Source organism: Blautia sp. MCC283 (assembly GCF_018785565.1).
GTDB lineage: Bacteria > Bacillota > Clostridia > Lachnospirales > Lachnospiraceae > Blautia_A.
In genome coordinates, this window is sequence record NZ_WQQB01000025.1 from 14486 (window position 1) to 39716 (window position 25231).

24 protein-coding genes and 1 riboswitch are annotated in these 25231 nt (G+C 45.4%); all 24 genes read left to right on the forward strand.

Translation table 11 applies throughout. The annotated features are described in order from the left end of the window. Positions 1–98: 98 nt before the first annotated feature. The 24 genes from GPK81_RS08340 (at position 99) to GPK81_RS08455 (ending at position 25223) form a co-directional block, all read left to right on the forward strand. Entirely contained in the window at positions 99–968 is an 870-nt protein-coding gene (locus GPK81_RS08340; protein ID WP_215706873.1) for a DegV family protein, read from the forward strand. 39 nt (positions 969–1007) lie between these two features. Further along, entirely contained in the window at positions 1008–2774 is a 1767-nt protein-coding gene (argS, locus tag GPK81_RS08345; protein ID WP_215706874.1) for an arginine--tRNA ligase, read from the forward strand. A 312-nt stretch (positions 2775–3086) separates the two neighbouring features. Further along, positions 3087–4319 carry a serine/threonine protein kinase gene (locus tag GPK81_RS08350; RefSeq protein ID WP_021977305.1) on the forward strand — a complete coding sequence of 411 codons (1233 nt, stop codon included), beginning with the start codon at positions 3087–3089 and terminating at the stop codon, positions 4317–4319. Continuing rightward, complete coding sequence (locus GPK81_RS08355) at positions 4306–5265, forward strand: hypothetical protein (protein ID WP_021977306.1); 960 nt, start codon at positions 4306–4308, stop codon at positions 5263–5265. Before GPK81_RS08350 ends, GPK81_RS08355 begins: the two co-directional genes overlap by 14 nt. Before the next feature lie 45 nt (positions 5266–5310). Next, positions 5311–5958: an HAD family hydrolase gene (locus GPK81_RS08360; protein ID WP_215706875.1), complete on the forward strand. Its 648-nt coding sequence runs from the start codon at positions 5311–5313 to the stop codon at positions 5956–5958. A 32-nt stretch (positions 5959–5990) separates the two neighbouring features. Beyond that, positions 5991–6785: a CPBP family intramembrane glutamic endopeptidase gene (locus tag GPK81_RS08365; protein ID WP_021977308.1), complete on the forward strand. Its 795-nt coding sequence runs from the start codon at positions 5991–5993 to the stop codon at positions 6783–6785. Positions 6786–7114: 329 nt separating this feature from the next. Continuing rightward, entirely contained in the window at positions 7115–7489 is a 375-nt protein-coding gene (locus tag GPK81_RS08370) for a GntR family transcriptional regulator (RefSeq protein WP_118071379.1), read from the forward strand. After that, complete coding sequence (locus GPK81_RS08375; protein WP_215706876.1) at positions 7482–8384, forward strand: ABC transporter ATP-binding protein; 903 nt, start codon at positions 7482–7484, stop codon at positions 8382–8384. The genes GPK81_RS08370 and GPK81_RS08375 overlap by 8 nt, the downstream gene beginning before the upstream one ends. Next, positions 8359–10542, forward strand: coding sequence for a DUF6449 domain-containing protein (locus GPK81_RS08380; RefSeq protein WP_215706877.1), 2184 nt, complete (start codon positions 8359–8361; stop codon positions 10540–10542). Before GPK81_RS08375 ends, GPK81_RS08380 begins: the two co-directional genes overlap by 26 nt. Continuing rightward, positions 10542–11309, forward strand: a complete 768-nt coding sequence (locus GPK81_RS08385; RefSeq protein ID WP_148446477.1) for a pseudouridine synthase — start codon at positions 10542–10544, stop codon at positions 11307–11309. The genes GPK81_RS08380 and GPK81_RS08385 overlap by 1 nt, the downstream gene beginning before the upstream one ends. 179 nt (positions 11310–11488) lie before the next feature. Beyond that, positions 11489–12232 (forward strand): 30S ribosomal protein S2, encoded by a 744-nt coding sequence (gene rpsB, locus GPK81_RS08390; RefSeq protein WP_021977311.1) that lies wholly within the window; start codon positions 11489–11491, stop codon positions 12230–12232. A 36-nt stretch (positions 12233–12268) separates the two neighbouring features. Further along, a complete protein-coding gene (gene tsf / locus GPK81_RS08395) occupies positions 12269–13207 on the forward strand; it encodes a translation elongation factor Ts (protein ID WP_021650399.1) in 939 nt (312 codons plus the stop codon). Positions 13208–13512: 305 nt separating this feature from the next. Further along, positions 13513–13779 carry a hypothetical protein gene (locus tag GPK81_RS08400; RefSeq protein ID WP_021977313.1) on the forward strand — a complete coding sequence of 89 codons (267 nt, stop codon included), beginning with the start codon at positions 13513–13515 and terminating at the stop codon, positions 13777–13779. Between the two features lie 189 nt (positions 13780–13968). Continuing rightward, positions 13969–14083, forward strand: a riboswitch (FMN riboswitch). 272 nt (positions 14084–14355) lie between these two features. Beyond that, the gene (gene ribD, locus GPK81_RS08405) at positions 14356–15483 is read left to right on the forward strand and encodes a bifunctional diaminohydroxyphosphoribosylaminopyrimidine deaminase/5-amino-6-(5-phosphoribosylamino)uracil reductase RibD (protein WP_021977314.1); all 1128 of its coding nucleotides are present in this window, start codon (positions 14356–14358) and stop codon (positions 15481–15483) included. Next, positions 15465–16118, forward strand: coding sequence for a riboflavin synthase (gene ribE / locus GPK81_RS08410; protein WP_021977315.1), 654 nt, complete (start codon positions 15465–15467; stop codon positions 16116–16118). Before ribD ends, ribE begins: the two co-directional genes overlap by 19 nt. A gap of 18 nt (positions 16119–16136) precedes the next feature. Further along, positions 16137–17354, forward strand: coding sequence for a bifunctional 3,4-dihydroxy-2-butanone-4-phosphate synthase/GTP cyclohydrolase II (locus GPK81_RS08415; protein WP_215706878.1), 1218 nt, complete (start codon positions 16137–16139; stop codon positions 17352–17354). A 29-nt stretch (positions 17355–17383) separates the two neighbouring features. Then, complete coding sequence (gene ribH, locus GPK81_RS08420) at positions 17384–17857, forward strand: 6,7-dimethyl-8-ribityllumazine synthase (protein ID WP_174087807.1); 474 nt, start codon at positions 17384–17386, stop codon at positions 17855–17857. A gap of 15 nt (positions 17858–17872) precedes the next feature. Further along, the gene (locus GPK81_RS08425; protein ID WP_021650403.1) at positions 17873–18523 is read left to right on the forward strand and encodes an HAD family hydrolase; all 651 of its coding nucleotides are present in this window, start codon (positions 17873–17875) and stop codon (positions 18521–18523) included. Positions 18524–18627: 104 nt separating this feature from the next. Next, positions 18628–19707 (forward strand): tetratricopeptide repeat-containing glycosyltransferase family 2 protein, encoded by a 1080-nt coding sequence (locus GPK81_RS08430; RefSeq protein WP_174087806.1) that lies wholly within the window; start codon positions 18628–18630, stop codon positions 19705–19707. A gap of 122 nt (positions 19708–19829) precedes the next feature. Then, positions 19830–20561 (forward strand): collagen-like protein, encoded by a 732-nt coding sequence (locus tag GPK81_RS08435; protein ID WP_215706879.1) that lies wholly within the window; start codon positions 19830–19832, stop codon positions 20559–20561. 126 nt (positions 20562–20687) lie between these two features. Continuing rightward, complete coding sequence (locus tag GPK81_RS08440) at positions 20688–22070, forward strand: MATE family efflux transporter (protein WP_334300537.1); 1383 nt, start codon at positions 20688–20690, stop codon at positions 22068–22070. 140 nt (positions 22071–22210) lie between these two features. Continuing rightward, entirely contained in the window at positions 22211–23347 is a 1137-nt protein-coding gene (fliB, locus tag GPK81_RS08445; RefSeq protein WP_215706881.1) for a flagellin lysine-N-methylase, read from the forward strand. A 139-nt stretch (positions 23348–23486) separates the two neighbouring features. Beyond that, entirely contained in the window at positions 23487–23969 is a 483-nt protein-coding gene (locus GPK81_RS08450; protein ID WP_021978214.1) for a LeuD/DmdB family oxidoreductase small subunit, read from the forward strand. A 3-nt stretch (positions 23970–23972) separates the two neighbouring features. Next, positions 23973–25223: a 3-isopropylmalate dehydratase large subunit gene (locus GPK81_RS08455; RefSeq protein WP_118071372.1), complete on the forward strand. Its 1251-nt coding sequence runs from the start codon at positions 23973–23975 to the stop codon at positions 25221–25223. Positions 25224–25231 lie beyond the last annotated feature (8 nt).

Below are 25231 nucleotides of genomic sequence, written 5' to 3' on the forward strand. Positions count from 1 at the left end.
AAACAGAGAAAAATTTTGGATTGAGATGCTGTAAAAAATATGTTACACTGATTCTATGACTTTTTTAGAGATAAGATGGATACTGGGAGGAATAGAGAATGGGCAAAATTGCCATTGTAACAGACAGCAACAGCGGTATCACACAGGCACAGGCCGAAGAGCTTGGCGTTTATGTGATACCGATGCCGTTTTATATTAATGAAAAAATGTATCTTGAAGGTGTAACTCTCACACAGGAAGAGTTTTATGAGAAGCTTAAGAAGGATGAACCGATCTCCACATCTCAGCCAAGTCCGGCTGATCTCTGTGATCTGTGGGACAAGCTTCTGAGAGATTATGAGGAAATCGTTCATATTCCGATGTCAAGCGGATTGAGTGCATCCTGTTCTACTGCAATGGGACTTGCTATTGATTATTATGGTCGTGTTCAGGTAGTGGACAATCAGCGGATTTCCGTAACACAGAGACAGTCTGTAATGGATGCTAAGATGCTTGCCGAGGCAGGAAAAAGTGCCGCAGAGATCAAAAAGATCCTTACAGATCAGAAACTCGATTCCAGTATTTATATCACACTTGACACCCTGAAATATCTGAAAAAAGGTGGCAGGATCACACCGGCAGCAGCAGCCATCGGAACGGTTCTGAACCTGAAGCCTGTACTTCAGATCCAGGGAGAGAAGCTGGATGCCTACGCCAAGGTCCGTGGCAAGAAGCAGGCCAAACGTGCCATGCTGAAGGCAATGAAGAATGATTGGGAAACACGTTTTAAGGAATACGCATCTGACGGTGAGATGTGTCTTCAGGCTGCTTATACAGGAAATCTGGAAGAAGCAGAAGAATTTAAAAAAGAGATCCAGGAGGTATTTCCGGGAATGGAGATGCATATGGATCCCCTTTCCTTAAGTGTTGCCTGCCATATCGGTTATGGTGCCCTTGCAGTCGCATGTTCAAGAAAAGTGACGTTATAAGCATAAAATACAGAAACAAAGATATGAGGAGTTTGAAACATGAAGAAGATTATGGAACAGATGGCGGAAGAACTTTCCGCAGCATTTGAAAAAGCAGGTTATGATCCGTCTTACGGAAAAGTTACTGTTTCCAACAGACCGGACTTATGTGAATATCAGTGTAACGGTGCCATGGCAGGAGCCAAAACATACCACAAGGCTCCGTTTATGATCGCGGATGATGTGGTAGCACAGCTCTCAGACAGCCAGATCTTTTCCAGAGCAGAAGTTGTAAAGCCTGGATTTATCAACCTGGATGTGAAGCCGGAATTCGTTGCGGAATATATGAATAAGATGGCAGAAGATGAGAAGCTTTCCGTTGAAACTGCCAAGAACCCGAAGACGATCATCATCGACTACGGCGGACCAAACGTAGCCAAACCCCTTCACGTAGGACATCTCCGTTCTGCGATCATCGGCGAGAGTATCAAGCGTATCGGACGTTTTGTAGGACATAAGGTCATCGGCGATGTGCATCTTGGAGACTGGGGCCTTCAGATGGGACTGATCATCACAGAGCTGAAACACCGGAAACCGGAGCTGGTATATTTTGATGACAGCTTTACAGGTGAATATCCCACAGAAGCACCATTTACTATCAGCGAACTGGAAGAGATCTATCCATGTGCCAGCGGCAAGTCCAAAGAGGACGAGGCTTATCGTAATGAGGCACTGGAGGCAACACATCTCCTTCAGCAGGGCAAACCTGGATACATGGCTCTCTGGAACCACATTATGAATGTATCTGTAACAGACCTTAAGAGAAACTACGCAAACCTGAACGTAGACTTTGACCTCTGGAAAAAAGAATCCGATGCACAGCCGTACATTCCGGATATGGTAGAGGATATGAAGAAACGTGGATTTGCCTATGAGGATCAGGGTGCTCTTGTTGTAGATGTAAAAGAAGAGAGCGACACCAAGGAGATCCCTCCGTGCATGCTTCTGAAATCTGACGGAGCTTCCCTTTATACGACCACAGACCTTGCTACCATCGTAGAGCGTATGAAACTTTTCCAGCCGGATGAGATCCTTTATGTTGTAGATAAACGTCAGGAACTCCACTTTATTCAGGTATTCCGCTGCGCAAGAAAGACCGGTCTTGTAAAACCGGAGACCGAGCTTTCCTTCCTTGGTTTTGGTACCATGAACGGAAAAGACGGCAAGCCTTTTAAGACAAGAGAAGGCGGCGTTATGCGTCTGGAAAATCTGATCGCAGATATTGATGAGGAAATGTACCGCAAGATCGTGGAGAACCGTAGTGTAAAAGATAAAGATGCCAAAGAGACTGCCAAGATCGTAGGACTTTCCGCAATCAAATACGGCGATCTTTCCAACCAGGCAACCAAGGATTATATCTTTGATGTTGACCGCTTTACATCCTTTGAGGGAAATACAGGTCCGTATATCCTTTATACTATCGTTCGTATTAAGTCGATCCTGAACCGTTATGTACAGGAGGGAGGAGATTTAAGTACAGGTAAGATCCTTCCGGCAGTCAATGCCAGTGAGAAGAACCTGATGCTTCAGCTTTCTGGCTTTGCGGCAATGGTTGAGAACGCTTTTGAAGAAAAAGCACCACATAAGATCTGTGCGTATATCTATGAGGTATCCAATGCATTTAACAGCTTTTACCATGAGACCAAGATCTTAAGCGAAGAGGATCAGGCACAGAAGGAATCCTTCCTTCAGCTGCTCCAGCTTACAAGAAGAGTGCTTGAGACAAGCATCGATCTTCTTGGATTCTCTGCACCGGATCGTATGTAAAGTACAGTTTTGAAGATCCAGGTATAAGCATTATAAATAATGACAGCCCGCCAGGATACAGGGACAGGAAGAAAATTTTTTGTCAGCTGTATCCGGCGGGCTGCTTTTTTATTCTGTTTTTATTGGGTAAAAGCTCTTTGCAAAAGAAACATGACATGCTATAATGAAATCCATCCTGAATGAATATGAATCGTACATGTTCGTTTGCGGTTATTTGTCTAATTTTATTTATCTCAAACCGGAATTCACCGGATAATCCCAAACTAATAAGAAATATGATCACAATTATTATCTGACAGAAATGAGAGGAAGGTGATCTGTCTGATCGGAACGATACTGAAAGAACGTTATTACGTTATAGAACGGATTGGACATGGCGGAGGCGGAAGTCTGTATCTGGCCAGGGACATGGAACTCGGTATTTTTCGCGCTGTGAAGGAAATACCCATCATAAAGAAAAAAGAAGTTATGCTAATGCAGCGTCTGGATCATCCTGCAATCCCAAAGATTGTAGATTGTGTGGAAACAGAAGAAGATTGCTATCTGATTATGGAGTATATTAAGGGGCAGTCTCTGGAAGAAATTCTTTGTTCAGAAAAAAATTTTTCCATACAGGAAACGCTTGCAAGAGGAAAGGAGATTACCAGAGTACTGGAATATCTCCATAACCGTAAACCGCCGGTCTGCTACGGAGATCTGAAACCGGATAATCTGATGCTTTCTGAAACCGGGCACCTGTATCTGGTCGATCTTGGAAGCGCCATGTTCGATCATGGAAAAAGAAAACGGATCTGTGAAGGAACGAAAGGATATGCGGCACCGGAGCAGTATCAGGGTTACTTAAGCCCCAGAAGTGATATTTATGCCCTGGGAAAAACCATGGAAAAGCTTTGTGGAAAAAAGAAATGGCAGTGTTTTTTATATCCGGAATTTTTCTGGTTTCTGTTTCGATGTACCAGAAAACAGGAAAAATACAGATATTTGGATATGTCAGCAGTTCAGAAAAGAATCCAGAAACTGGAAATCCGATATCGAACAGTTACCTGGCGAAAACGTTTTCTGGAAGCAGTTGCTGCAGGGGTTCTGATAGGAATATTGTTTCTGACAGCTGGATTACTGAAACGGGAAGAGTTTTCTGTGGCGATTTCAGAAGTAACAGATCTGTATTACGAGGCCAGACAGTATCCGGAAAACTCGGGGGAACGGAAAAAGTACTGTGCAACAGCGGAAAAGAAACTGCAGGATTTAAGCAGGAATTATAGGGAAAAAGAACAGCAGCGCCGTATTGAGCTGTTGCTGGCATGGAATGCGGAGTTTTTGGATGAAACGGAAAAAGCGGCTTTGTATTATGAAAATCTTCTTCTGTATGATGCGGAATATCGTGTGGTTTATGGAGAGTATGGAATGTTTCTCCTTCGAATCGGGCAGAAAGAAGCCAGCCAAAAGCTGTGGAAAGATTACAAAAAGAAAGAAAAAACAGAATTGCTGGAGGAAGGCGAAAGCAGGAATCTGAAACTCTGGGAGGAGATCAATGAGAAAAAATGATCAGCGAAAATCGAAAAAAACCGGAAAATCCTGTGGGAGAATCTGTCCTGCTGTTTTGTCGCTGCTGATTTTATGCAGCTGGATGATCAGTTCCATTCTCGTTTATGGATTTGATATGTCGGAGATGAATAGTCTTGATACCGGTGGATTTGATATGGATGTGGGAGAAGGAACCGGACAGCTGCCGGAAGACTGGGAAAAAAGTTATGGAGGAACAGAAAAAAATGACGGTAATGAGAACCGGGAAGATGAAAATCTGATGGAAGATTCCTCTGTTTGGGCAGGAACAGAAAATGGACAGGAGGATTCAGCGCGATGGAGTTCGGACTTCCAGGCAGAAGAAGTACATTCTCCGGAAGAGAACTCTGTGGGAAACGGAAATACTGCAGCAGAAAATTCCGGTGGCAGCGAAGAAAGATACGAATTTCAGGAACCGGATATTCGGGAAAATGAAAATCCGGGGATAACTATTGTGAATGAAGCAAATCTTACGGAAACGCCGGTACCAACAAAAACGCCAGTGCCGACAAAATCACCGGTTCTCACACAGACATTGGCGGCAAGTCCATCTGCAATACCGACTCCGGGATTAATTCGAAAACCGGCTTCAGGTGCATCAAAAAAAGCAAAGGACCAGAATCCGGCATTATCTTACTACCAGACAGAACCAACAGAAATGCCTGATAAAGAGAAAAAAGAGCAAAAACCAACGATTCATACAAAAACAGATGGCAACAGGATTCAGATAGAAATCCGCCCGGATATTCCGTTTCAGATCCTTTCATTTCGGATCAACGGAAAAGAGTGCGATTTTTACTGGCATGGGAAAAAACTTCTGGCAGAATTACCGGAAAAAACCAGGAAACCCTGGAAAGCAGAACTTCTGGGTTTTGTGAAATCCGGGAAGCTGTATTATGAAAGCATGGACTTAACAGAAAAACAGTGATACAATAGGCATACTTACTGATTTTTTACACAACAGGAGGAATTTATGTATAAGGCAATCTTTTTTGACCTGGACGGAACGCTGACAGAATCCGGAGAGGGAATTACAAAATCTGTACAGTATGCACTGGAGAAACTTGGTGTTTCAGCGCCGGATCTGGAGCCGCTGAAAGTTTTTGTGGGACCGCCACTTCTGGATCAGTTTATGAAATATGCGGGATTTGATAAAGAGACAGCGCAGAAAGGAATCGAATACTACAGGGAACGGTATTCCGAAAAAGGAATGTATGAGAATACAGTTTATCCAGGCGTGGGAAATGCCCTGGCGGAGCTGAAACGCCGTGGCTACCGGCTGGCAGTAGCTTCTGCGAAACCTACTTTTTATGTAACACAGATCATGGATCATTTTAATCTGAGCCGTTATTTTGAAGTGATCGCGGGAACAGATCTCAATGGGCCGAAAGTTTCCAAATCCCAGGTGATCGAGGAAGCTCTGGAGAGAATGAATCTTTCCGATCACCGTGACCAGGTGATCATGGTGGGAGACCGGGAACATGATATTCTTGGAGCCAGACGATGTGGGATCCAGTGTGTGGCGGTATCTTATGGATATGGCAGCAGAGAAGAACTGGAAGCGGCCCAGCCTCTTCAGATCGTAGCTTCTGCAGATGAGCTTCTGAATTTTTTCGACTGACCCCTCTGCATAGACAGAATATTTTTCGACTGGTGTGGAGGGAACTTTATCCGGTAGGAATCCATTATCTTATCGGACAGATCCTGGGAAGTGCCGTGCTTCTCTGGCTGGTGGATCATGTCAGCAACGCACAGGAATCCTATTACAGTTATACTCTGGTGATCACCGGACTTACCGGAGTGCTGGTTATGTTTCCGGCAGTATATTTTTACCGGAAAGACCGCATAGGAAGGCTGATCGGTGGGTTAACTTCTATTGAAGAGCAGAGGCTTTCTGTTCCTGAAATGCTGCTTCTTCTCGGGGCAGGAGCAGGATTTGCCCAGTATGCCAATGTGCTGGTGGCGATCTTGCAGAACTGGATCTCGTCCAGTTACGGGGAGACCATGACGAAGATCACTTCAGGGAAAAGCCTTTTTATGATGGTCTTCTGGATGGGAATCGTAGCGCCTGTCGCGGAAGAAATGATCTTTCGCTGGCTGGTTTATCTCAGGCTTCGGGATCATTTTTCCGTACTGGTTTCCGCTGTGATCTCTGCCGCGTTTTTCGGGATCTATCATGGAAATGTCCTGCAGGCTGTATATGCGTTTATCCTGGGAGCTCTTTTTGCGTGGTTTCTGGAGATGGGCGGCAATAAGTGGACCAGTGTGCTGATGCATATCGGGGCCAATACCTGGATCCTTATTTTCAGTGAATATGCCCAGACGCTGGTGGAAAAAACAGGAGCAGGAAGTCTTCTGATGATCTATGGGATCTTCGCAGTGGTGATGATCGGAGGATATCAGTATTTTGTACGCAGAGGAGAAAAGCGTGGTTACCGGGCTGTTTAACCAAATCAAGCAAGTAGCGAAGCGGATTGCGAATATCCGCTTGACCCGAATGGGGATTGCAAATATCCCCCTGACCCCGGATCAGACAGGGTGAAATATAAATAACTGCTTCGCAGAGAATCTGTAGTGGGATCATAGTAGAAGTGATGCCGCTGCAGATTCTTTTTTTTATGAAAAATACAGGAAGTCTTTTACGGGGAATAAGTTTATACAGATTTTATATTTATTTAAGAGACCATTTCTTGTACAGGCGGGTATCACGTGCTATCATAACTGTATTAAAAGAATTAATACACTTAATACACAGATTACAGAGAAAGGAGCGTTGTATGTTATTCTTGGACTATCAGGACAGCCGTCCCATCTACGAACAGATTGTAGAGAAATTCCGGATGCTGATCCTGTCAGGAGCTGTGGAGCCATCTTCCAAGATGCCGTCTGTGCGGCAGCTGGCCGTGGAATTATCCATCAATCCCAATACCATCCAGCGGGCATATATGGAACTGGAGCAGCAGGGACTGATCTATCCGGTGAAAGGAAAAGGCAGTTTTGTCACAGACAGCAGCAGGATCAGGCAGATCGGTATGGAAGAAACCTTAAGTGAGCTGAAAAAGATCACAGAAAAGGGAATGGCTCTGGGAGTAGGGGAGGAAGAAATGATCGGTGTGATCCGCTTATGCTATAAGGAGGGAAACAATGATTGAGATAAAAAACTGCAGCAAAGCTTTTGGTAAGATACAGGCAGTAAATAAGGTCACCATGGATATCGGGGAACGGGAGGTTTTTGGACTGATCGGTTCCAACGGTGCGGGAAAAAGTACTCTGCTCCGTATCATGGCCGGGATCATCCGTCAGGACAGAGGAGAGGTGCTGATGGATGAAGAACCGGTTTTTGAAAATGAAAGGATCAAAGAGCATTTTTTCTACATCCCGGACGATGCATATATTCCGGCAAATTACAATGCTCTGGACATGGCAGAATTTTACCGTTGTATTTATCCGAGATTTCAGCAGGCACGTTTTGAGACAATGATGAAGCAGTTTCATCTAGATGGAAAACGAAAAATCAGCACTTTTTCCAAGGGAATGAAGAAACAGCTTCTGGTGATCCTGGGAATCAGTACAGGAACGAAATATCTGTTTTGTGATGAAACCTTTGATGGCCTGGACCCGGTAATGCGCCAGGCAGTAAAAAGTATTTTTGCATCGGAGATCATGAGTCGTGAATTTACGCCGGTGATTGCTTCCCATAATCTCCGTGAGCTGGAAGATATCTGTGATCACATCGGGCTTCTTCATCAGGGAGGAATTCTCCTTTCCAGAGATCTGGAGGATATGAAATTCCACATCCATAAGATCCAGTGTGTACTTGCTGACAAAAAGAAAGAAGAAGAATTAAAGAAAGAGCTGGATGTTTTGAAAACAGAGCATCAGGGCTCCCTGTTGCTTATTACTGCAAGGGGAACAAGAAGAGAGATCATGGAGAAGATACAGGCAAAAAATCCTCTTTTCTGCGAAGTGCTCCCACTGACTCTGGAAGAAATATTTATCAGCGAAACGGAGGTGGCAGGCTATGAAGTCAAAAATTTATTCCAGTGAGTATATGAAATCCTCTTCTAAAGGACAAAGATGGATCCCGGCATTTGCCATGATCGCATTTCTCCTTGCATTTCCGGTAGCGGAACTTATTCTAATGGGAAAATGGAATGAGCGCAGTTATACTCAGAGTCAGCTTTCCTATCTGTATTCCAGCCTGTGGAGCAGTGACTTTCTCACAATGGGAGCAGCTGTGGCTGCGGTAACCGCATTTTTTGCAGCAGTAAGCGGCTTCTGGTATCTGTATTCCCCGAGAAAAGTGGATTTCTATCACAGCCTTCCGGTAAAGCGAAGTGCACTGTTTCTGCACAGAGTATTGTTGGCTGTTCTTTATTATCTGGTGCCATATGTGATCATGGAATTTGCTGCGGTATGCATCGGGGCAGCCAGAGGATATTACAGCCTTTCCATTATGAAAAAGGCACTGATCCTGCTGGTGCTCCATCTCCTGATGTATCTTCTGGTGTATTTTTCCACAGTGCTGGTGATCGCCTGCACCGGTACCATGTTGATGGGAGCACTTGCATGGGCAGGGCTGTTTACCTACAGTATCGTTCTGGCAGTGATGCTGCAGTTAAGCGGACATTTATTTTTTGATACCTGGTACGAGGGCAGTTACGGAATTCTGGCAGCAGTGCGGAATCTGGGATCTCCTCTTATGGTGATCGTAAGCTTTATAGATAGATACAGCAGCGGAAACTTTGGAAAGCAGTTGCTGATACTGATCCTTACGCTGTTTATCATGGCAGCACTTTCCTGGATGGCATTTTGCAGACGAAGGTCAGAGAATACCGGAAAAGCTCTGGTATATACCTGGATGGAGCCGGCCTTAAGTGCTCTGATCACAATACCATCCGGACTGGGAATCGGTCTGATCTTTTATATGATTCCGGAAGATTCATCCAAAACAGCATGGTGGATCTTCGGAATGATACTGGGAACGATCCTGGTCCATGGAATTTTGGAAGTGATCTATGAAATGGATTTTCGCAGATTTTTCCGCAGAAAAGTGCAGCTTATGATCTTTGGAGGTGTTGTGGCAATCTGTGCGCTGACCATGAAAATGGATCTTCTGGGATATGACAGTTATTTTCCGGCCTATGACAATCTTCAGGGAGTTGTGATAAATGTAAGCAATCTTTCATATACAGAGCAGCTTTGCAATGTGGAAAAAAAAGAAGACGGAATCTATAAGATCCGGTATACTGCCACCTCAGACAATAGTTCTGGTCTGCTGGATCAGCCGGTGATGAAAAGTAAAGCATTATATAACAGTCTGGAGGATATCAGGCTTCAGAATGAAAAAGGAAAAAAATCAGGAAGGCGCGTGTATGTGCGCTACATAAATAAACAGGGATTCAGTGTATGCAGAGGTTATATTGTATCCTCTGCACAGGCACAGAATCTTATGGAAGCCCTGTATGATGAGCAGACATGGAAAGAAGACAGATATTCATTTTTCCAGCTGGACAAACAGTATCTGAAAGAGGTCACCGGTACTTTCTGTGACGGAGATATTCAAACATTATTTGAGAAAAATGCAGAGAAGCGTCAGGCGCTGGCAGAGGCGCTGAGAAAGGACATTTTGGAAAACGGCGGTCAGACAGTAAAAGACCAGCCATGCGCAATGCTGATGTTCGATTATGCGGGAATTCCGTCAGAAGGATACATGGATGAATGGGGAATGAATGTACCGGCTGTTCAGGAAGGAGAGAGGGTGTCTACCTCCGTTCTGGTGTATCCGGCATATAAGAGAACACTTGCAATTTTGGAAGAAACAGGATATCCTCTTTCCATGGATGAGCTGTCTGTTGAGTATATTGATGTTTATTACTTCAGCTCCGAAGCTGCCGGCGAAGATGATGAGGTTTTTTCCGACATTGAGCCTGTTTCGGATCTTGAAGAAACAGAGAACGGTTATAAAGTCCGTTACGATAAAAAGGAACAGCTGGAAGCCCTGAAAAAGTGTATCCGCCCATCACAGCTGGTAAACGGATGGACTATCTGGAATGCAGATGTCACAATGGAAGTGGTTTTGGAAGGACAGGAGAGCACCGACGGAGATTCCGGACTTTATATGACATTTGCCGGTGAGATCCCGGATTTCATCAGAGCAGATGCAAAGGCAGCCCATGTAACAGAATGGGAGGTAAATGATTAATGGAAAAACCAGTCCGGCTGGATAAATTTCTGGCAGATGCCGGCGCAGGTACACGAAGCGAGGTAAAAAAATACATACAGAAGGGTCAGGTGCAGGTTAACGGGAAATCTGTGAAGAAACCGGAACTGAAAGTAACAAAAGAAGATCAGGTGGTTATGAACGGGCAGGAAATTCATGCTGCACCGGAATATGTATACTATCTTTTTAACAAGCCGGCAGGCTGTGTCAGCGCAACGGAGGACTCCAGAGATAAAACGGTTCTCGACTATATTGAAGAGAAAGACAGAAGAAAGGGACTTTTTCCGGTAGGGCGTCTGGATAAAGATACAGAAGGTTTCCTTCTGATCACAGACGACGGTCCTCTTGCACATGAGCTTCTTTCTCCGAAGAAACACGTGGATAAGACTTACTATGCAAAGGTATCCGGAAAAGTGACAGAAGAAGATGCCAGGGCGCTGGCAGAAGGAGTGGATATCGGGGAAAAGGATCTCACACGCCCGGCAAGGCTTGAGATCCTTTCCACCTGGGAATCCGACACAGGATCGGAGGAAAACGGTAAGAGATGGGAATCCGAGATCCGCCTTACCATCCATGAAGGAAAATTTCATCAGGTGAAACGGATGATGGAAGCACTGGGAAAAAAAGTTACCTATCTCAAAAGACTTTCCATGGGACCGCTGGCGCTCCCGGCGGATCTTCCGACAGGAAAATATCGTCCGCTCACCGAAAAAGAGCTGGAGCTTCTGAAATCTGCCGGGAACCGCTGAAAAACAGAAAAAAATTGGAAAAATCCCCTTTACATAAGGGGATTTCCTATGCTATAATTCAGAAGTTGCAAAAATAAGCACGCACGGCGATTCTATAAGGATGGTGCCCTACGGTGTGAGGATGGGTCCAGAGAGAAGGCGACCTGTGCGGAAGAATTTAACCAAAAAGGAGAAAAGACATGAGCGTTATTTCAATGAAGCAGCTTTTAGAGGCAGGTGTTCATTTCGGACATCAGACAAGAAGATGGAACCCTAAAATGGCTCCGTACATCTACACAGAGAGAAATGGTATCTATATCATCGATCTTCAGCAGTCTGTAGGAATGGTTGACGATGCTTACAATGCAGTAGCAGATATCGTTGCCAACGGTGGACACATCCTTTTCGTAGGAACTAAGAAACAGGCTCAGGATGCTATCCGTACAGAGGCAGAGCGTTGTGGAGAGTTCTTCGTAAATGAGAGATGGCTTGGTGGTATGCTTACAAACTTCAAGACAATCCAGAGCCGTATCGCAAGACTGAAAGAGATCGAGACAATGGAAGCTGACGGAACATTTGACGTACTTCCTAAGAAAGAAGTAATCGAGCTTCGCAAAGAGCTTGCTAAACTTCAGAAGAACCTTGGCGGAATCAAAGAGATGAAGAGAATCCCGGATGCTATCTTTATCGTAGATCCTAAGAAAGAGAGAATCTGCGTACAGGAGGCTCATACACTTGGAATCCCGCTTATCGGTATCTGCGATACAAACTGTGATCCGGAAGAGCTTGACTATGTGATCCCGGGAAATGACGATGCTATCCGTGCAGTAAAACTCATCGTTTCCAAGATGGCTGACGCTGTTATCGAGGCTAAGCAGGGAACTGCTGAGGCAGACGGCGAGATCGAGGCTGAGTCTGAGGAGTTTGCAGCTACAGAGGAATAATTCGTATAAACAGAATATTTCAGGAGGAAACGAACAATGGCTATTACAGCAGCACAGGTAAAAGAGTTAAGAGAGATGACCGGCGCCGGAATGATGGATTGTAAGAAAGCTCTTACATCTACAGATGGTGATATGGATAAAGCAGTTGAGTTTCTGCGTGAGAAGGGTCTTGCTACAGCACAGAAGAAAGCAAGCCGTATCGCAGCAGAGGGTCTTTGCAAAACTCTGGTAACAGAGGATGGAAAGAAAGCAGTCGTTGTTGAGGTTAATGCTGAGACAGACTTCGTTGCAAAGAACGAGAAGTTCCAGGGCTATGTTGCAGATGTTGCAGCACAGGCACTTAACACAACAGCAGCTGATATCGATGCTTTCCTTGCTGAGGCATGGGCACTTGATACAACTAAGACTGTAAAAGAGGCTCTTGCAGCTCAGATCGCAGTAATCGGCGAGAACATGAACATCCGTAGATTTGCTCAGGTTGAGGAGCAGAACGGATTCATCGCTTCCTACACACATATGGGTGGAAAGATCGGCGTTCTTGTAGACGTTGAGACAGATGTTGTTAACGATGCTGTTAAAGAGATGGCTAAGAACGTAGCTATGCAGATCGCAGCTCTGAAACCGCAGTACACAAGCGACAAGGAAGTAAGCGCTGACTACATCGAGCATGAGAAAGAGATCCTTATGGCTCAGATCCAGAACGATCCGAAGGAGTCCCAGAAACCGGCTAAGGTTATCGAGGGAATGATCACAGGACGTATCAAGAAAGAGCTTAAAGAGATCTGCCTTCTTGACCAGACATACGTAAAAGCAGAGGACGGAAAACAGTCCGTTGCCAAATACGTAGAGCAGGTAGCAAAAGAGAACGGCGCTAAGATCCAGATTAAAGGCTTCGTTCGCTACGAGACAGGCGATGGTCTTGAGAAGAAAGAAGAGAACTTCGCTGAGGAAGTTGCAAAACAGATGGGTAAATAATCCATTAACTTAAGTTTTCATTATATTATTTTAATAAGTCTGAATTTAAGTATTTAAAAACCTTGAAAGCCGATGGTGTAGATTGATAACAGTCAAAGCCATCGGTTTTCTTTATCCAAATATCTTGGACACTCTGTCAAATATATTCTCTGGTTCTTCCAGCCACATCAAAATAAGTATGCTCATGCATTGACAGAGATAATCGATACTTTCAAAACGCCTAAATGTCACGGCCTGCGCCTGTTTCCGCTTATAATTCCTCACTATTTGTGCCGCCAGCCAAAGGCGGCGGAATGGAGATTTTTATGAAATATACCCAGGATAATGGAAAAATTAAATTATGTGAAACTGATAATATGGATCATCTCGTGCGGTTAACACAAGCGTTGAATGAAAATAATATTCTTTACGAAACGAGATTGAAAAAAAGAACATTTATCAATAATCTTTTTTTCTTGATTTTTTATCATACTTTTGCATCGGGAATTGATCATAAGAATGAAACAACATGTATTTATGTACTAGAAAAAGATTTTGCTGCTGCCCAAAAAGCAATAGTAAACTGCAGATAAAAAAATTCATCTTCCAAGGCACAGGCTCTGTGTGCTGGCCATCGGTCATTGCCTGCGTGCCTGTTTGTCAACCAAAGCCTGAGAATAGTAATACGACGATTGCCTGCCAGTAATTAATATTCCGCATGGAATGAGTAAAATAAAAATTCCGCTTTACAAATAACAGATAAAGTATTAAAATAAACAAAAAGATATCTTCAGGGCAGGGTGTGATTCCCTACCGGCGGTAGAGCCCGCGAGCCGAAAGGCATGATCCGGTGAGATTCCGGAGCCGACAGTACAGTCTGGATGGAAGAAGATGATAGTACAGTTGATTTTTGTATGAATGAATGTAGTATCAGAGCTCTGAGATGGTGATCCATTTCAGAGCTTTTTATGTAGGAAATCAGACATTCATTTATCGATCAGATGTAACAGATCAATTCCACCCTGCAGATATTTCTGCAGGATTTTTTTGTATCTGGTACATCGTTTTCGAAATAAATATACCACTCACTTGTCTGTGAATCCGATTGCACAGGGCTAAAAGCCTCGGCCTACCAGGCAAAGAACAGGAATAAGAAAGAAGGAATAAAAATGACGGATCAGGAATATATGCTTCGAGCGATCCAGCTGGCTAAAAAAGGAGAAGGCTGGACGAATCCCAATCCGATGGTAGGGGCAGTGATCGTAAAAGACGGAAGGATCATCGGGGAAGGCTATCATAAAAAGTATGGAGAACTTCATGCAGAACGTAATGCTATTGCTTCTCTTACAGAATCAGCAGAAGGTGCGGTGATTTATGTTACGCTTGAGCCTTGCTGTCATCATGGAAAAACACCTCCATGTACGGAAGCGATCATTGAACAGAAGATAAGAAAAGTGGTGATCGGTTCCCGGGATCCGAATCCGAAAGTGGCGGGAAAAGGTGTACAGATGTTAAGGGAAGCCGGTGTAACAGTAGTTGAAGATTTTATGAGAGAAGAATGTGATCAGCTGAATCCGGTGTTTTTTCATTATATTACTATGAAGACTCCTTATGTAGTGATGAAGTATGCCATGACACTGGATGGGAAGATCGCAACGAAGACAGGAGCATCAAAATGGATCACCGGAGAAGCGGCACGAAAAGAAGTACAGCATATGCGGCATCAGTACATGGGAATTATGGCAGGCATTGGAACTGTGCTTGCAGATGATCCGATGTTAAACGTCCGGGTAGAAGGATGGAAAAGTCCTGTCAGGATTGTGTGCGACAGTAAGCTCAGGATCCCGCCGGACAGTCAGATCGTAAAAAGTGCGGAAAAGTACCGGACGATCGTGGCTTATGCAGATCAGAAAAATACAGAAGAAAAAATAAAAATATTACATACCATGGGAGTTGAGACCATTTACTGTCCGGATGAAAAGAATCAGATAGACCTTAAGAAGCTGATGACAGATCTTGGAAGCAAAGGCATTGACAGTATTCTCCTGGAAGGAGGCGGTACGTTAAATGACAGTGCCCTGCGAGCCGGAATTGTAAAGGAAGTACAGGCTTTTGTGGCACCAAAGCTGTTTGGCGGTGTGGCCGGGAAGACACCGGTAGAAGGTATCGGAGTTGAATTCCCGTCTGAAGCAGTGGAACTGAAATATACAGATATCTGCCAGATTGGTGAGGACATCCGGATAAGATGTCAGGTGTGTGAGAAAAAACAGGAGGAATCATGTTTACAGGAATCGTAGAAGAGAAAGGAAAAGTCCGTTATATACAGCTGACAGGAGAATCAGGGATCCTGGCAGTGAAAGCCCGGAAGGTCCTGGAAGGAACAAGGATCGGTGACAGTATTGCGGTGAATGGTGTGTGTCTGACAGTTACGTCGATCCAGCCGGACGGATTTACCGCCGATGTGATGGCAGAGACTATCAGAAGAAGCAGTCTTGGAAGCTGCAAGGCCGGAAGCCAGGTAAACCTGGAACGTGCAATGGCTGCAGACGGCAGGTTCGGAGGACACATAGTAAGCGGCCATATTGATGGGACTGGCGTGATACGTTCCATGCTCCGGGAAGAAAATGCCATCTGGGTATCGATTGAGACATCGCCACAGATTTTGCATCTGATCGTGGAAAAAGGATCCGTTTGTATTGATGGGATCAGCCTGACGGTTGCAAGGATTGATGAAGCTGGTTTTCAGGTGTCGGTCATTCCACATACAGGAGAAGAAACCACCCTTTTGGAAAAGGTGCCGGGGGATCTGGTTAATCTGGAAAATGATGTGATCGGAAAATATGTAGAAAAACTGCTTGGCATCAGAAAAAATGAAGAAGAGAAAAAAGAATCCGGAATTACGATGGAGTTTCTTGAAGAATTCGGGTTTTAAAACAGGAGGATATACAGTATGTCACAAAATTATCAGTACAACACAATTGAAGAGGCACTCAGGGATCTTAAGAAAGGAAAAATAGTTCTGGTCACAGATGATCCGGACAGAGAAAATGAGGGAGATCTGATATGTGCGGCAGAGTTTGCAACCCGGAAAAATATTAATTTCATGGCGACCTATGCAAAGGGTCTTATCTGTACACCGATGAGTGCGGAACTTGCGGCGAGATTGAACTTTCCTCCGATGGTTGCTGAGAACACGGACAATCACAGTACAGCATTTACCGTGGCAGTGGATCACGTAGATACAACCACCGGTATCTCTGCGGCAGAACGCTCCTATACCATTATGAAGTGTGTGGATGATCAGTCAAAACCGGAGGATTTCAGAAGACCGGGACATGTATTTCCGCTTATTTCCAGAAAAGGCGGGGTTCTGGTACGGAATGGCCATACGGAGGCAACAACAGATCTTATGAGACTTGCCGGATTGAAGGAATGCGGCGTGTGCTGTGAAGTTATGAAAGAAGATGGCACTATGATGCGTACATCACAGCTATGGGAAATGGCAAAAGAGCATAACCTTACATTTATTACGATCCGTGATCTGCAGGATTATATAAGAATACATGAAAAGCATGTAAAGGAGGAAGCAGCTGCAAACCTCCCAACGCAGTACGGTGATTTTAAAATGTATGGCTATATCAATGACATTACAGGAGAACATCATCTGGCACTGGTAAAAGGTGATATAGGAGATGGTGAGGATGTGCTTTGCCGTGTACATTCGGAGTGTCTGACAGGAGATGCATTCGGATCGCTTAGATGTGACTGCGGCCTGCAGCTGCAGACAGCGATGCGCCAGGTAGAGGCGGAAGGCAGAGGGATCATTCTGTATATGAGACAGGAAGGCAGAGGAATCGGACTGATCAACAAGATCAAAGCTTATGCGCTTCAGGAACAGGGATACGATACCGTGGAGGCTAATGTGAAGTTAGGGTTTGCACCGGATCTCAGAGAGTACTGGGTCGGGGCACAGATACTGTCAGACCTTGGTGTGAAATCATTAAGATTACTGACCAATAACCCGGATAAAGTCTATGGGCTTGGTGAATTCGGGCTGAAGATCAATGAGAGAGTACCTCTGGAGATTCCGGTACAAAAATATGACCGGAAATATATGAAAACGAAGCAGGAAAAGATGGGTCATATTTTTAAGGAAATAAATTTATAAAAAACAGCAAATAGCAGGAGGAAGAAAAAATGAGACAGATCAATTTAGTAGAAGGAAAAGTAGTAGCACCGGAGGGAATGAAAGTTGGTATCGTTGCAGCGAGATTCAATGAGATCATTGTGAATAAATTATTGGGAGGGGCAGTCGACGGACTGGTAAGACATGGAGTAGGAGAAGAGAATATTACTGCAGCATGGGTGCCGGGAGCATTTGAGATCCCGCTTACAGCACAAAAAATGGCACAGTCAGGAAAATATGATGCAGTTATCTGCGTGGGAGCTGTCATCCGTGGAGATACTTCACATTATGATCTGGTGTGCAATGAATCTGCCAAGGGGATCGCACAGGTTGAACTTGCAACAGGGATCCCGGTCTTATTCGGAGTGATCACGACTGAGAATATCGAGCAGGCTATTGCGCGTGCAGGAAGCAAAGCGGGAAATAAAGGCTATGACTGTGCGTTATCTGCGATCGAGATGGTCAATCTGATGAAGCAGCTCTAAAAGACAGGAAAATAAATGATGACAAAAACAATCATATTCGATTATGATGGAACGATCCATCATACCATTGGAATCTATGAACCGGCATTTCGTGAAACCTATCAGTGGCTGACAGAACAGAAGGCTGCAGAAGAACGGGAGATAGGCTCGGCGGAAATTGCCGGCTGGCTGGGATTTAACAGTAAGGAGATGTGGAATACATTTTTGCCGGAGCTGGATCAGAGCTATAAAGAGCAGGCGAGCAGGATGGTAGGAGAACTGATGGTCAGACAGATCAGGAAGCATAAGGCAGTGTGGTACCCGGGAGCAGAGGAGATGCTTACAGCCTTGAAGAACCGGGGATATCATCTTGTGATCTTAAGTAACTGTAAAGCTTCTTATCGTGAGGCGCACTGGAAGGAATTTGGGATGGAACGATGGTTCGATCATTTTTATGACTGCGAATCGTATGGATTCCGTCCAAAGACAGAAATTGTGCAGGAAATCATCCGGGAATATACAGGCCCTTATCTGGTGGTCGGAGACAGGAGGCAGGATCTGGAATGTGCCAGAGCCTGCAAAAGCCCATTTATAGGATGTCTGTATGGATATGGTGAGAGCGGGGAGCTGAACGGAGCAGATCGTCTTGCAGAACATATAGAGGATATACCACAGTTGGTGATATGAGGATGAGTTCAGCTTTATCCGAAAGTAGAAGCTGTACACTGACAGAAGGCATAGGACTGACGGGAACGGCATAAATATTATAAAAATCCGAAGGATCCTGAAATATGATTTCCCTCAGTCTATGTATGATCGTAAAAAATGAAGAAGCAGTTCTTGAGAGGATCTTGAAGCCGGTTTCTCAGATGATGGATGCGATCCTGATTGCAGATACCGGTTCTTCAGACAGAACAAAAGAGATCGCGGAGCAGTATACGTCGCAGGTGTTTGATTTTCCCTGGTGTGATGATTTTTCTGCTCCGCGTAATTTTCTTCTGGAAAAAGTCCGCACCGATTACTGGATGTGGCTGGATGCGGATGATGTCCTGGATGAAGAAAATCTGGAAAAACTGAAGAGTCTTAAAGAAACTCTGGATCCCGGAACAGATGTTGTAATGATGGAATATGCGGCAGGGTTTGACCAGAGCGGGAGAACAACATTTTCTTATTTTCGGGAGCGGATAATGAAAACATCCAGAAATTTCAGATGGAATGGGGCAGTTCATGAAACTGTGATTCCGGAGGGAAATATCATTTATTCAGATGTGGTGATCTGGCACCGGAAATGTGGAAAAGGTGATCCGGACCGTAATCTCCGCATTTATGAAAAAATGCTGGCAGGAGGAGAAAAGCTGGAACCCAGACATCAGCTTTATTATGGGAGAGAACTGTATTATCATCAGCGATATCCGGAGGCAGAGGCTGTGTTGGTGGAGTTCCTGAAAAATCCGTCCGGATGGCTGGAAAATAAGATCGATGCCTGTTTTGTACTTGGACAGTGCTACCGGAAAATGGGAGAGAAAAAGTCCGCACTGGAAGCTTTTTTGTACAGTCTGACTATGGATGTGCCGAGGGCGGAAATCTGCTGTGAGGTCGGTAAGATCTTTCTGGAAAGAGAGCTGCCCAGACAGGCTGCCTACTGGTACGGGCAGGCGCTTACTGTGCCTTCAGATAAGAAAAAGGGTGGATTTTTTATGGCTGAGTATCATGGGTTTGTGCCATATATGCAGCTTTGCGTTTGTTATGATAAAATGGGATGCCCGGAGCAGGCATTCTTTTTTCATAAGAAAGCAATGGAGCTGAAGCCGGAAGATTCGGGAGTATTGTATGACCAGAAATATTTCCGGGAAAAATATGGTCTGGCATAAAAAGAAAGACATATTTATTATATTTTCCTGGCAGGGTACAGGCTTGCGGGGATCCTATGCACAGGTAAAAGCTGTTGTCATATACTGTAGGGAAAGTTATTTTCCTATGAGGTGATCGAAGAATGCTGTTCAGGCATCGAAAACGTAAGGAAATGGAAATGCAGCAGGACAGTCATGAGGATTTGTCCTGTATGTCCTGTTATGGAAATCATAGTTCCTGTGGATGTGACAGATGTGGAACAAGAGGCTGCCCAGGCCCTGTGGGACCTACAGGACCAACCGGCCCCAGAGGCTGTCCGGGAGTCCCTGGCCCTATGGGCCCGCAGGGGCCGCAGGGGGAACCGGGAATACAGGGATATACGGGAGCCACGGGTCCGGCAGGAGCAACAGGTCCAGCCGGAGTCATCGGTCCGACGGGAGCAACAGGAGCCACGGGTCCGGCAGGAGTAACAGGTCCGACGGGAGCAACGGGAGCCACGGGTCCAGCGGGAGCAATGGGTCCGACGGGAGCCACCGGTCCGGCAGGAGTAATGGGTCCGGCAGGAGCAACAGGGGCAACAGGAGCAACAGGAGCCACGGGTCCGGCGGGAGTCATCGGTCCGGCTGGAACAACGGGAGCCACCGGTCCGGTGGGAGCAACAGGTCCGGCTGGTGCAATCGGAGCCACTGGCCCAGCGGGAGCAATCGGCCCAACAGGAGCCACGGGTCCAGCAGGAGCAGCCGGAGCCACCGGTCCTGCCGGAACAGTAACCCCGGCAGCTGCTGTTGGAAATGCAACAACGGTAGATGATATTGTGGAGGATTTTAATGCACTTCTTGCAAACCTTCGTGATGCAGGACTCCTGGAAAGATAGTGAAATGATAAACACACGTTACTGTGCGGCTGCGTATTTTATGCAGCCGCTGCATATTCTCCATGAAAATATTTCATTGTAGCTTTTCGACGAAAGGTGCTATAATATTTTTATGTAAGTATGATTATGGGGGATGAAATCGTGAAAAAAAACAAGTATGAGATCGATATGTGCAGTGGGTCGATCATGGACAAGCTGATCTCGTTTTCACTGCCGCTGATGCTGTCCGGTATTCTGCAGCTGATGTTCAATGCGGTGGATATCGTGGTTGTGGGAAGGTTCAGCGGAAGTGAGGCATTGGCTGCAGTAGGTTCCACCACTGCGCTGATCAATGTGTTTACCAACCTTTTTATCGGGATCTCTCTTGGTGCCAATGTGCTGGCAGCCAGATTTTATGCTGCCGGTAAGGATGAAGAAATGTCAGAAACAGTACATACATCGATCTTACTGGCTCTGGTCAGCGGGGTCATCATGGCATTTCTGGGAGTGCTCTTTGCCAGGATCTGCCTGGAACTGATGGATACACCGGACGATGTGATCGATCTTTCTACTCTTTATATGCGTATTTATTTCCTGGGAATGCCGTTTTTTATGCTGTATAACTATGGTGCGGCGATCCTGCGTGCTGTGGGAGATACCAAGCGGCCGCTGGTCTTTCTGATCATTTCCGGCTGTGCCAATGCGCTTTTGAATCTGTTTTTCGTGATCGTGTGTCATTTAAGCGTGGCCGGTGTGGGAATCGGAACGGTGATCTCTCAGCTGATCTCCTGCATTCTTGTCCTTCGGTGTCTGTATCAGACAGAGGGAAGCTATCAGCTGCGTTTTTCAAAACTGTCCATAAAGGGAGAGTACCTGAAGCAGATCTTCCAGGTGGGACTGCCTGCCGGGATTCAGAGTACAGTGATCAATTTTTCCAATGTACTTCTTCAGTCTTCTGTAAACTCCTTTGGTTCCATTGCTATGGCAGGATATACAGCAGCCAATAATATTTTTGGATTTCTGTATGTGTCCGTGAATTCGGTTACCCAGGCATGTATGAGTTTTACCAGCCAGAATTACGGTGTTCGGAAACCGAAACGTATGGACCGGGTGCTGGTGGATTGTCTGATCCTGTCCTTTGTGGTGTCCTTTGCCATGGGATGTGGAGCATATTTCTTTGGCCCGCAGCTTCTGAAAATCTATACGGAAGATCCGGAGGTTATCCAGTGCGGAATGGAGATCCTTGCCTATACCACAGTTACTTATTTCCTCTGCGGACAGATGGATCTGTTTCCGGGAGCACTGCGTGGAATGGGACGCTCCGGTGTGCCGATGATCCTGTCTATTATCGGAACGGTCGGCCTTCGAATTGTGTGGATCTTCGGAATCTTCCCGGTTCACAGATCATTGAAAGTACTGTTTATTTCCTATCCGGCATCCTGGATCATTACGATCATCATGCAGGTGACCTGTTTCTGGTTTGTAAGGCGGAAGGTGCACAGACAACTTTTGGGAGAGAATGCAGAATAAAAACGAATACACAGAATATCAGAGAAAGCGGATAGAATTCCGCTTTTCTGTGTTTATGGGGAAAAATAAAACATGTCAGCTCATGTCCATTTTGCAAACAGGAGACATTGGAGCTGAAAAATAAAGAATATGGAGGAAACATGGAATTATTAAAACCTGATTATTACGACGAATTTACCTGTATTGCAGACAAATGCACCATCAGCTGCTGCAGGGAATGGAAGATCAACATAGATGATGAAACCTACAGAAACTGGAAAACCATCCAGCCGCCGTCAGAGGTGCCCGGACACAGAAGCTGCCTGCAGGCCTATACCATGAAAAAGGACGGCAGCCGGATCATGAAGATGACGGAAGAGCACGACTGTCCTTTCCTGGCAAAGAACAGACTGTGCTATCTGGTAAGTGCTTATGGGGATTCGATGCTTTCAGAGACCTGCCAGATTTTTCCAAGGGAGATCCATGAATTTCAGGATCATAAGGAAGCGACCATGATGCCCTGTTGCCCGGCTGTCCTGGACATCTGGAAGGAGAAGAAAAGAATCGCTTTTCCGGAAACTCCAAAAGAAAAGGAACAGCCGCTTTTTCTTGTGCGCCGGAAGGTTATGGATCTTATAATGGATCCTGAAAAAACACCGGAGGAAACCCTTCTTGAAAGTTTTTATGTTCTGAAGGAACTTCACCGGAACACGCCGCTTACCACAGAGCTTGTGGAAGATTATTTTTCAGAGAAGACAATTCACCAGCTGGAAAGAGCTATCAGCGAGATAGACCTGCCTGTTCTGGATACTATGGACGAATGCAATGAACTTTTGCAGGATCTGGCTGTAAATTACTGGAAAGAAGGACTTTACCGGAAGTATCTGGAGCCGGTGACGGAGTTGGCGGAGGAATTATCGGAAGAGTATGAGGAAGAGGAAATGACGGAAGCCTGGGAGGATTTTTACCGGGAACTTCGTGCATATGAAAATCTTTTCCGAAGCTTTCTTACCAACGAAGTATATTCGGATCTTCTGACATCAGAAGGAGATCTGGAAGATGCCCTGGTTCATATGCAGTGGATCGGTATGGAATATGCCACCATTCGCCAGGCTGTTTTTCTCCGGTGGCAGAAAGAGGGACGGGGAGCACTTCCCTACGAAACACTCCGGGATTATATGGTGGTGATCTCCAGAATGACCGGATATGAGGAAGAAGATATCCGGGAATATCTTGAGAACAGTTTTGAAGAACTTCTGTGGGAGTGGGGATATTTTGCGCTGATCACAGGAAAATGACTTTATAACTTGAAGTTATATTAAGTATTAAAAATATACATTTTAATTATATGACGTTTTGTGTTAGAATATAGGACGAAAAGGGTAACAGAGGAATGTTAACCCGGAAATGGATAACAATCAGAAAGGAACTTGTTTTATGGATAAGGGAACAATTTTTAAATTTCATAATGACCTCGATACCGATCAGATCATTGCATCCCAGTACCTGCTTCTGCCGAATCTGGATGAGATGAAGAGTCACACATTTGAGTCACTGGATCCGGATTTTTCCAAGAAAGTGAAACCGGGAGATTTTGTAGTGGGAGGAGAGAACTTTGGATGCGGCTCTTCCAGAGAGCAGGCACCGGGCGTTCTTAAGGCACTTGGAGTAAAGGCAGTCATTGCGAAATCTTTTGCGCGTATTTTCTTCCGTAATGCCATCAATATCGGACTTCCGGCAATTGTCTGTAAGGACCTCCCGGATGATGTGAAGACCGGAGATACCATGGAGCTTCATATGTCCGAGGGAACAGCGGTTGCCAACGGAAAGACTTATTCCTGCACAAAACTGCCGGAATACATGCAGAATATACTGAATCAGGGAGGACTTATCGCTTCTCTGAACCGTGAGGAGGAATAAGAGATGGGAATGACGATCGCAGAAAAAATCATCGCGGCAGCAGCCGGTGTGGACAGCGTAAAACCTGGAGATATCTATACGGTCCAGCTGGATCATCTGATGAGCAATGACGGAACCACACATCTGACTGTTGACATGTACAACAACAAATTAAAAAATCCACATATCGCAGACACAAAGAAACTGGTATTTATCGTAGACCACAACGTACCGTCTGACAGCCCGAAAACAGCAGCGTCCCAGAAAAAAATGAGAGATTTTGCAAGAGAGAACAACATTGATTTCTGGGAAGGAAAAGGCGTGTGTCATCAGATCATGATCGAGAATTATGTCCGTCCGGGACAGCTGATCTTTGGTGCAGACAGCCATACCTGTTCTTATGGAGCACTTGGCGCTTTCGGTACCGGTGTAGGATGTACAGACTTTCTTTATGGAATGGTAACCGGAACTTCCTGGGTTATGGTACCGGAAACTGTGAAATTCAACCTGACAGGGAAACTTCCTGAGGGTGTTTATGCAAGAGATCTGATCCTTACCATTATCGGAGAGATCGGAGCAAACGGATGTAATTATCAGGCAATGGAGTTTACCGGCGAAGGCGCCAAAACATTAAGCATCAGCGACCGTATGGCTCTCTGCAACATGGCTGTTGAGGCCGGTGCGAAGACCGGAATCTTTGAGGCAGATGACAAGGCTCTGGAATATCTGAAAGAGCATGGCCGTGAACCAAAAGCTGTATATCACAGCGATCCGGATGCTGTTTACGCAAGAGAGTACACCTTCGATCTTTCCAAAGTACGCCCGGTTGTAGCGAAACCGGACTTCGTTGACAATGTAGTTCCGGCTGAGGAAACCTGCGGCATCAAGATCAACGAGGCATTTCTTGGCTCCTGTAACAACGGCCGTATTGAAGACCTCCGTGTAGGCGCAGAGGTGATCAAGGGTAAAAAAGTTGCAGAAGGCGTTCGTTTCCTGGTCGTTCCTGCAAGCCAGACCATCTACCGCCAGGCATTAAAAGAAGGCCTGATCGATATCTTCATGGAAGCAGGCGCTATTGTGATGAACCCGAACTGCAGTGTATGCTGGGGAAGCTGCCAGGGTGTGATCGGTGAGAACGAGGTTCTTATCAGCACCGGAACACGTAACTTCAAGGGACGTGCCGGACATCCGAGCTCCAAGGTTTATCTGGGATCTGCGGCAACGGTTACCGCATCTGCCATTGCAGGTGAGATCGCAACTGCAGACAGAGTATAAAAACCTCA